At 75.6% G+C, this 8916-nt stretch carries 7 protein-coding genes; 3 read left to right on the top strand and 4 right to left on the bottom strand.

The window, feature by feature from the left end:
• The 3 genes from F1544_RS22565 to F1544_RS22555 all read left to right on the top strand — a co-directional run.
• The coding region (locus tag F1544_RS22565) for a sensor histidine kinase (RefSeq protein WP_167588456.1) at positions 1 to 1552 on the top strand (1552 nt) is incomplete at its 5' end.
• Between the two features lie 55 nt (positions 1553 to 1607).
• Positions 1608 to 2285: a response regulator gene (locus F1544_RS22560; RefSeq protein ID WP_167588455.1), complete on the top strand. Its 678-nt coding sequence runs from the start codon at positions 1608 to 1610 to the stop codon at positions 2283 to 2285.
• Between the two features lie 197 nt (positions 2286 to 2482).
• On the top strand, positions 2483 to 4426 hold the full coding sequence (locus F1544_RS22555) for an APC family permease (protein ID WP_167588457.1): 1944 nt from the start codon (positions 2483 to 2485) through the stop codon (positions 4424 to 4426).
• A 40-nt stretch (positions 4427 to 4466) separates the two neighbouring features.
• Here the strand turns inward: F1544_RS22555 and glpK are convergent, their stop codons facing one another.
• The 4 genes from glpK to F1544_RS22535 form a co-directional block, all read right to left on the bottom strand.
• On the bottom strand, positions 4467 to 6002 hold the full coding sequence (glpK, locus tag F1544_RS22550) for a glycerol kinase GlpK (RefSeq protein ID WP_167588454.1): 1536 nt from the start codon (positions 6000 to 6002) through the stop codon (positions 4467 to 4469).
• Between the two features lie 80 nt (positions 6003 to 6082).
• The gene (locus tag F1544_RS26685; protein ID WP_167588453.1) at positions 6083 to 6838 is read right to left on the bottom strand and encodes an IclR family transcriptional regulator; all 756 of its coding nucleotides are present in this window, start codon (positions 6836 to 6838) and stop codon (positions 6083 to 6085) included.
• 33 nt (positions 6839 to 6871) lie between these two features.
• Entirely contained in the window at positions 6872 to 7423 is a 552-nt protein-coding gene (locus F1544_RS22540; protein ID WP_167588452.1) for a beta-class carbonic anhydrase, read from the bottom strand.
• 66 nt (positions 7424 to 7489) lie between these two features.
• Positions 7490 to 8851: an MFS transporter gene (locus F1544_RS22535; protein ID WP_167588451.1), complete on the bottom strand. Its 1362-nt coding sequence runs from the start codon at positions 8849 to 8851 to the stop codon at positions 7490 to 7492.
• Between the last annotated feature and the right edge of the window lie 65 nt (positions 8852 to 8916).

The raw sequence follows: 8916 nt of genomic DNA, 5'->3' as shown, positions 1-8916 counted from the left end.
CCGCAGCCGGGCGGCCCTGTCCGCGCGCCGCCGCCGGGCCGGGTGGGCGCTCGCGCTGCTGGGGCCCGCGGTGGCCACGGCCGCCCTGTCCGCCGCTCCCGCGCAGGACTTCTCGACCGACCTCATGGCCTTCCTCGTCGTCGTCCTCGCCGCGGCGCTCGCGGGCGGGCTGTGGCCCGCCGTCGCGGCGGCGCTGCTGGGCACCCTCGCGGTGAACTGGTTCTTCACCGTCCCGCTGCACCGGCTGACCGTGGCCCGCCCCGCGAACGCCGTGGCCCTCGGCGTGTTCCTGCTCGTGGCCCTCGCGGTCTCGGGCACCGTCGACCGGGCGGCGCGGCGCAGCGACGAGGCCCGGCGCAGCCGCGCGGAGACCGAGGCGCTGTCGGTGCTCACGCGCACGGTGCTGCTCGGCGACGACCCGCTCGCCCAGGCGCTGGAGCACACCCGCGCCACCTTCGCGGTGGAGTCGGTGAGCCTGCTGGAGCGGCCCGCGCCCGACGCGCCGTGGATGCCGGTCGCCTCCGTCGGGCCCGGCCCCTGCGCCGCGCCGGAGGAGGGCGACGCCGCGGTCGTCGAGGACGGCACGTGCCTCGTGCTGCGCGGGCGGCTGCTCGCGGGCGACGACCGCCGGGTGCTGGAGGCTTTCGCCGCGCAGGTCGCGGCGCTGCGCCAGCGCCAGCGGCTGCGCGCCGAGGCCGCCCAGGTCCGCCGCCTGGAGGAGGGCGACGCCGTCCGCGGGGCCCTGCTGACCGCCGTCTCGCACGACCTGCGCACGCCGCTGGCGACGCTGAAGACGGCCGTGGACAGCCTGCGCGCCGAGGACATCGCCCTCTCCGACGGCGACCGCGCCGAGCTGCTCGCGAGCGTCGGGGACTCCGCGGACCGCCTGCAGGCGCTCATCGACGACCTGCTCGACCTCACCCGCATCCGCAGCGGCGTCGTCGAGCCGCGGATGGTCCCCGTCGCCCTCGACGAGCTGGTCCTGCTCGCCGTCGACGACGCCGTGGGCCCGGCCGGGGCGGACGCGCCCGCGGTCGCCGTCGAGGTCGCCGACGACCTGCCCCTGGTCCGCACCGACCCCGGGCTGCTGCGCCGCGTCGTCGCCAACCTCGTGCAGAACGCCCTCCTGCACGGCGCGCCCCCGGCCACCGGGGAGGGCCCGGCCGTCGAGGTGCGCGCCGGCGTCGTCGGCGGGGTCCTGGTCGGCGGCGGGGCCCTCGTCGGCGGTGGGGAGGGGCGCGAGGCCCGCGTGCGGCTGCTCGTCGTCGACCACGGCCGCGGGCTCGCCGGGGCCGCGAAGGAGCGCGCCTTCACGCCCTTCCAGCGCCTCGGCGACCGCTCCGGCGCGGGCCTGGGCCTCGGGCTGGCCGTGGCCCGCGGGCTGGCGGAGGCCGTCGACGGGCGGCTGGTCGCCGAGGACACCCTCGGCGGGGGGCTGACGATGGTGCTGGACCTGCCCGCGGGCGACGCCCCGGACGCCGACGACCTGCACGACGACGACCTGCACGACGACGACCCGGACGGCGCCGCCCCGGCGGAGGCCCCCGCGTGAGGACGTGCTGGGGTGGGTCCCCGGCGGCGCGCGCTGCCGCGGGAGGAGGCCGGTCGTGAGCAGGGTGCTCGTCGTCGACGACGAACCGGGCATGCGCCGCGCCCTCGCCATCAACCTCGGCGCCCGCGGCTGGGACGTCACCGAGGCCGCCGACGGCTCCACGGCGCTCGCGGCCGCCGCCTCCGCCCACCCCGACGTCGTCCTGCTCGACCTCGGGCTGCCCGACCTCGACGGCCTGGAGGTCATCGCGGGCATCCGGGGCTGGAGCGACGTGCCGATCATCGTGCTGACCGCCCGCACGTCCTCGGCCGACACCGTCGACGCGCTCGACGCGGGGGCCGACGACTACGTCACCAAGCCGTTCGCGATGGACGTGCTGCTGGCGCGGCTGCGGGCCGCGCTGCGCCGCGGCGGCGCGGGCGACACCCCGCCCGACGTCGTCGACGCGGAGGGCCTGCACATCGACCTGGCGCGGCACGTCGTGACCCGCGACGGCGAGGCCGTGAAGCTCACGCCCACCGAGTGGGCGCTGCTGCAGGTGCTCGTGGCGAACTCCGGTCGGCTGGTGACCCAGACCCACCTGCTGAAGGAGGTGTGGGGGCCGGCCTACGGGCGCGAGACGAACTACCTGCGCGTCTACGTCGGCCAGCTGCGCCGCAAGCTCGAGCAGGTGCCCTCGCGGCCGCGGCACCTCATCACCGAACCCGGCATGGGCTACCGCTTCGAGCACTGACGGCGCCCGCACCCAGCTCGTCCTCAGGCTCGGGCCTCCCGCGTCAAGGACGCGTCAAGATCCGGCGCCGCGGGGTGAGGGAGCTTGCCCGGCCGCCCGGGGTGCGCGGTGATGGGAGCGTGCTGGCCCCCGACGCCCCGACCGACCCCTTCACCCCGACCGACGACTCCGCCACGGACGACCTCTCCACCCCGCCCGTGGCGGACGCCCGCCCCGCGGGCCGGGCGCGGCGCTGGCTGCTGGAGGGGCTGAGCGAGCAGGCGACCCGCCACCCCGGCCCGCACGGGCGGGGCCGGCCGGACCACCCGGGCCACGCGTGGTGGCGCGTCATGTGCCTCACGGGCGTCGACTACTTCTCGACCCTCGGCTACCAGCCCGCCATCGCGTTCCTCGCCGCCGGGGTGGTCTCCCCGCTGGCGACCCTGGTGCTCGTCGTCCTGACCCTGTTCGGGGCGCTGCCCGTCTACCGCCGCGTGGCCCGCGAGAGCCCGCACGGCGAGGGGTCCATCGCGATGCTCGAGAAGGTCCTGCCGTACTGGGGCGGCAAGGTGTTCGTGCTGGTGCTGCTGGGGTTCGCGGCCACCGACTTCCTCATCACCATGACGCTCTCGGCCGCGGACGCGACCAAGCACCTGCTGGAGAACCCCTACGCCCCGCGGTTCCTCGACGGGCACCAGGTCGGGGTGACCCTGCTGCTGCTGGCGCTGCTGGGCGCCGTGTTCCTGCGCGGCTTCCGCGAGGCCATCGGCGTCGCGGGCGTCCTCGTCGCCGTCTTCCTGACCCTGAACGCCGTCGTGGTGGTGACGGCGTTCGTGCACGTCGCGGGTCAGCCGGTCGTCCTGGGCCAGTGGTGGGACGCGGTCTGGTCGCAGCGCTCGTCGCCGTTCGCCGTCGTCGGGGTCGCGCTGCTGGTGTTCCCGAAGCTCGCGCTGGGGCTGTCCGGGTTCGAGACGGGCGTCGTCGTCATGCCGCAGATCGACGGGGGCGGCGGCACCCCCGCGCAGCAGGTGGCGCAGCGCGTGCGGGGGGCCCGTCGGCTGCTCACCGTGGCGGCGCTCGTCATGAGCGGGTTCCTGCTGACGTCCAGCCTCGCGACGGCCGTGCTGATCCCGGCCGCGGAGTTCCAGCCCGGCGGGCAGGCGAACGGCCGGGCGCTGGCCTACCTGGCCCACGAGTACCTGGGCGGGGCGTTCGGCACCGCCTACGACGTCAGCACCATCGCCATCCTCTGGTTCGCCGGGGCCTCGGCCATGGCGGGGCTGCTGAACCTCGTCCCGCGCTACCTGCCCCGCTACGGCATGGCGCCCGGGTGGGCGCGGGCCGTGCGGCCGCTCGTGCTGGTGTTCACGGCCGTGGGGTTCCTCGTGACGTGGCTGTTCGAGGCCGACGTCGACGCCCAGGGCGGCGCGTACGCGACCGGCGTCCTCGTGCTCATCACCTCCGCGGCCGTGGCCGTGGCCCTCTCGGCGCGCCGGCGCGGCGAGCGCCGCGCCACGTGGGGGTTCGGCGCCGTGTCGGCCGTGTTCGCCTACACGACGGTGGCCAACGTGGTCGAGCGTCCCGAGGGCGTCCGGATCGCCTCGGCGTTCATCGGCGGCATCCTCGTCATCTCGGTCGTCTCCCGGGCGCTGCGCGCGTTCGAGCTGCGCGCCAGCGCCGTGAACTTCGACGAGGAGGCCCTGCGCTTCCTCGCCGACGCCGCGCGACGCGGTGCGCTGCACGTCATCGCCCACGAGCCCGGTGCCCGCGACGAGGCCGAGTACGCCGAGAAGGAGTACGGCGAGCGGCGCGACCAGCACATCCCGGCCGGGGAGCCCGCGGTGTTCCTGGAGGTCACCGTCACCGACCCGTCGGAGTTCGAGAGCGACCTGGAGGTGCACGGCGAGGAGCGTTTCGGCCACCGGGTCCTGACCGTGCGCAGCGCGGCCGTCGCGAACTCCGTCGCGGCCGTCGTCCTCGCCGTCCGCGACCGCACGGGCCTGCTGCCCGACGTGTGGTTCGAGTGGTCGGAGGGCAACCCGCTGGCGAACCTCACCCGGTTCCTGCTGCTCGGCGTCGGCGAGGTCGCCCCCGTCACCCGCGAGGTCCTGCGCCGGGCCGTCCGCGACCCCGCGCAGCGGCCGCGGATCCACGCCGGCTGACCGCGCCGGCAGACCGCACCGGCGGGTGGACGCCGGCGGGTCAGTGCCGGATCCAGCCGAACGTCCGCTGCACGGCCTGCTGCCAGTCCTTCCAGCCGCTCGCGCGCGTCGCCGGGTCCATCGTGGGGTCCCACTGCGCGGCGCGGTGCCAGCGCCGGCGCAGGGCCTGCGTGTCGGGCCAGAACCCGACGGCGAGGCCCGCGGCGTAGGCCGCACCCAGCGACACGGTCTCGGACACCATGGGCCGCACCACAGGGGCGTCGAGCACGTCGGCCACGGTCTGCATCAGCAGGTTGTTCGACGTCATGCCCCCGTCCACGCGCAGCGACGCCAGCCGCAGGCCGGAGTCGGCGTCCATGGCCTCGACGACCTCCCGGGTCTGCCAGGCCGTCGCCTCGAGGGCGGCGCGGGCGATGTGGCCCTTCGTCACGAACGACGTCAGCCCGACGATGAGCCCGCGGGCCTCCGAGCGCCAGTGCGGCGCGAACAACCCCGAGAAGGCGGGCACGAAGTAGCAGCCGCCGTTGTCCGGGACCGTGCGCGCGAGCGTCTCGATCTCCGGGGCCGTGGAGATCAGCCCGAGGTTGTCCCGCAGCCACTGCACGAGGGAACCCGTGACGGCGATCGACCCCTCCAGCGCGTAGGCGGGGGGCTCGTCGCCGATCCGGTGCGCCACGGTGGTCAGGAGCCCGTGCGAGGACCGGGTGATCTCCGTGCCGGTGTTCATCAGCAGGAAGCCGCCCGTGCCGTAGGTGCACTTGGCCTCGCCGGGGGAGAAGCACGTCTGCCCGAACAGCGCGGCCTGCTGGTCGCCCAGCGCCGCCCCGATCCGCGCGCCCGGGACGACCGTGCGGGCCGTGCCGTAGACCTCCGAGGAGGACCGGATCTCGGGCAGGCACGCGCGGGGGATGCCGAACTCCTCGAGCATCTGCGGGCTGTAGTCCAGGGTCCGCAGGTCCATGAGCATGGTCCGGCTCGCGTTCGTCACGTCGGTGACGTGGGTGCCGCCGTCGGGGCCGCCCGTCAGGTTCCAGACCAGCCAGGAGTCGATGGTGCCGAACAGCACGTCGCCGGCCTCGGCGCGCCGGCGCAGCCCCGGGACCTCGTCGAGCAGCCACCGCATGCGAGGGGCCGCGAAGTACGTCGTCAGCGGCAGCCCGCAGGCCTCGGCGAAGCGGTGGGTCCCGCCGTCGGCGGCGAGCGCGTCGACCAGGTCGGCCGTGCGGGTGTCCTGCCACACGACGGCGTGCCCCACGGGGACGCCCGTGTGCCGGTCCCACGCGACCACGGTCTCGCGCTGGTTGGCGATGCCGATGGCCACGACGTCGCCGGGTTCCGCGTCCACCTGCGCCATCGCCTGCGGCACCAGCCGGGCGACGTTGCGCCAGATCTCCGCGGCGTCGTGCTCGACCCACCCCGGGCGCGGGTAGTGCTGGCGGTGCTCGCGCTGCGCGATCGCGACGAGGCGGCCGGAGTGGTCGAAGAGGATGCAGCGGGTGGAGGTGGTGCCCTGGTCGACGGCGGCGACGTAGCCGCGGTGCTCAGGGCGCTCACCGTCCTGCAGCTCCGTCGCCATGGCGTGCATCCTGCCCGATGGGCGCCGCGGCGGCGGCCCTCGCGCGGGGGCTCCTCCGGCGGGCTGCTGCGGGTCGCCGCTCAGGCGCCGCGGGCGCCGAGCCCGCGCGAGACCGACCGGGCGGCCTGGCGCACCGCGGGGACCAGCCCCGCCCGGGGGCGGCCGCGGGTGTCGACGAGGCGCTCGGACTCGCCGTCGATGCCGATGGCCCCGACGACCAGACCGCCCCGGTCGCGCACGGGGGCCGCGATCGAGGCGGTGCCCGCGAGCAGCTCCTCCACGTCCAGGGCCCAGCCCTGCTCGCGCACGGCGGCCAGCGTGCGGCGCAGGACGGCCGGGTCGACGACCGTGCGCTGCGTCAGCGCGGGCAGACGGGCCCCGCGCCGCCCGCCCACCGACCAGGCCAGCAGCACCTTGCCCAGCGCGCAGGCGTGCGCGGGCAGCGACGTGCCGACCGCCAGCTCCTGCCGGCTGTCGTCGGGGCGGAAGACGTGGTGCACGACGAGGGCGCGGCCCTCCGCGAGCACCGCGAGGCGGACGGACTCGCCCGTGCGCGAGGCGAGGGAGTCCGCCCAGTTCACGGCCTGGGCGCGCAGGTCGTTGGCGTCGATGCGCGGGCGGCCGAGGTCGGCCAGGTCCTCCGAGACGCGGTAGCGGCCGTCCTCGGCCTGCTCGACGAACCCGACGTCGACCAGGGTCCGCAGGATCCCGTGCGCCGTCGTCTTGGCCAGCGTCAGCGCCGTCCCCAGCTCCACGACGCCCAGGCCCTCGGGCGCGGCGGCCAGCAGCCGCAGGGCGGCGGCGGCGCGCTCGATGGACTGGATGGGGCCCGGCACGCGGTCATCCTCCCGCGCCGCGCCCCCGGCCGGTCAGCCGGCGTTCGCGGCGTTCGCGGCGTCCGCGGTGGACTCGTCGTGCTCGACGACCATGCTCACCAGGCCGGTCCGCACGTCGTAGATGCCCGCGGCGACCGGCATGCGCGGCGGCAGGAACGGCCAGGACCGGATGCGCTGCACGTCGTTGACGAGCGTCGCGCGCTGGTCGGCGATGGTGCGGAACTCGATCGAGCGGCTGTCCACGCCCTGGGCCATGACCCGCTCGTGGACGTCGGCGTCGGTGTTCTTCGTCATCCCGCAGTCGGTGTGGGCGACGACGAGGATGCGCTCCACGCCCAGCAGGTAGGTGCCGAGCACCAGCGTGCGCAGGACGTCGTCGGTGACGCGGGCGCCGGCGTTGCGGAGGATCTTCGCGTCGCCCTTCTCCAGGCCCAGCATCTCCAGCGGGGAGATGCGGGAGTCCATGCACGTCAGGACGGCGAGGCCCTTGCCGGCGACGCCGGGGCGGCCGTCGTCGACGAAGGAGGCGCTGTACTGGGCGTTGGCGGTGAGCACGTCGGCGAAGGGGGCGGTCACGGGGGTCATCTCACCACGTCGCCCGGCCCCCGCGGAGCCGGGCCCCGCCCTCGCGGGGTGGGCCCGGCGGGGTCCTCAGACGTCCGCGGTGAGCGCCGCCCGGCCGCCCGTCCGCACCTGCGGGACCTTGAGGAACCCGACCAGGACGAACGCCACGGCGTACAGGCCGACGAACGACCACACCACGGCCTCGTTGCCGCCGCCGACGCCGTAGACGAGGGCGACGACCCCGGACCCGAGGAACGACGCCCCGCCCGCGGCCGTCGTGTACATGGCCATGGCGGCGCCCTGGTGGTCGGGGGCGAGCGCGGGCATGATCGCGCCCATCGGCACGAACCCGGCCAGCAGCATGCCGAACAGGCAGCCCGCGACGACCGAGAGGACGTAGCCCCAGTCGCTGCCCGCGGGCACCAGCTGCGGCACGTACCACCAGGTCACGAGACCGGCCGCGGACCCGACGATCCCGAACCACCGCACCGTGCGCTGCCAGCCGATCCGGTCGCCCAGCGCCCCGAAGGCGGCGTTGACGAAGATGTTCGTCGCGTACACGCAGACGGTCATGATCAGCCACCGCGACTGGCCCCAGCCGCGCTCGTCGGCGATGACCGCGGGCAGCACGATGAACATGCCGAACTCCGGGGCCGTGTTGATCAGGCGCACGCAGAAGCCCATCGCGATGCGGGGCTGCGTGAACGTCAGCCGCAGGCCCGAGGTGAGGACCTGCGCGCGCGTCTCGCCGGCCGGGGCGATGCGGTGCCGGCCCGCCTCGTCGTGCACGCCGAACCACGCGATGAGGAACCCCGCGACGACGAGCGCGACGGAGGCGACCATCGCGCCCGTCTCCCCGCCCGTGCCCCCGCCGAACACCGGGATCGCGCCGACCGCGAACAGCGACCCGAGGGTCGGCAGCCCGCCCGTGAACGCGACGTAGAACCAGCCCACGGCCGCCCCGTTGCGCTCCTTCGGCGTGGTGATGTTCACCCACACCAGGAAGGCGAAGGCGAACAGCGGGAACCCGAACCCGCGCAGGGTGTAGGCGACCGCCGTCACCGGCAGGTTCCCGGCCTGCAGGCCGAGCAGGAACACGGCCTCGAACACCACCCACACCACGAACCCGAGGGCCATGACGCGGCGCGGGCCGACGAGGTCGGACAGGGCGCCGGAGAGGTAGCTGCCCACCAGCACCGAGAGGCTGTACGCGGTGATGATGGTCGCCACGGTGGCCTCGGGGGAACCGAGGACGGCCTGCAGGTGCGGCGTGACGAAGTTCGACTCCACGCCGTTGCCGGTCATGAACACCAGCACCGCGACGAAGCCCCACCGCAGGACCGGGGGGATGCCGAGGCGCTCGAGGCGGCCGTGCCCGGACACCTCGAGGCGGTCGGGGGCGGTGGACGACGTGCGTCGGGACGGGTTCTCGTGCGGGGACTGGCTCATGCTGCGCTCCGTTGCGTCGGGGGACGTGCGGTCGGGCCGGTGACGTCAGCCGCTGCGGTCAGGGC

Source organism: Kineococcus rubinsiae (genome assembly GCF_011839805.1).
GTDB classification, from domain to species: domain Bacteria; phylum Actinomycetota; class Actinomycetes; order Actinomycetales; family Kineococcaceae; genus Kineococcus; species Kineococcus rubinsiae.
The sequence above is the reverse complement of the archived record's forward strand: the minus strand, read 5'-3'. Positions and strand labels throughout refer to the sequence as shown.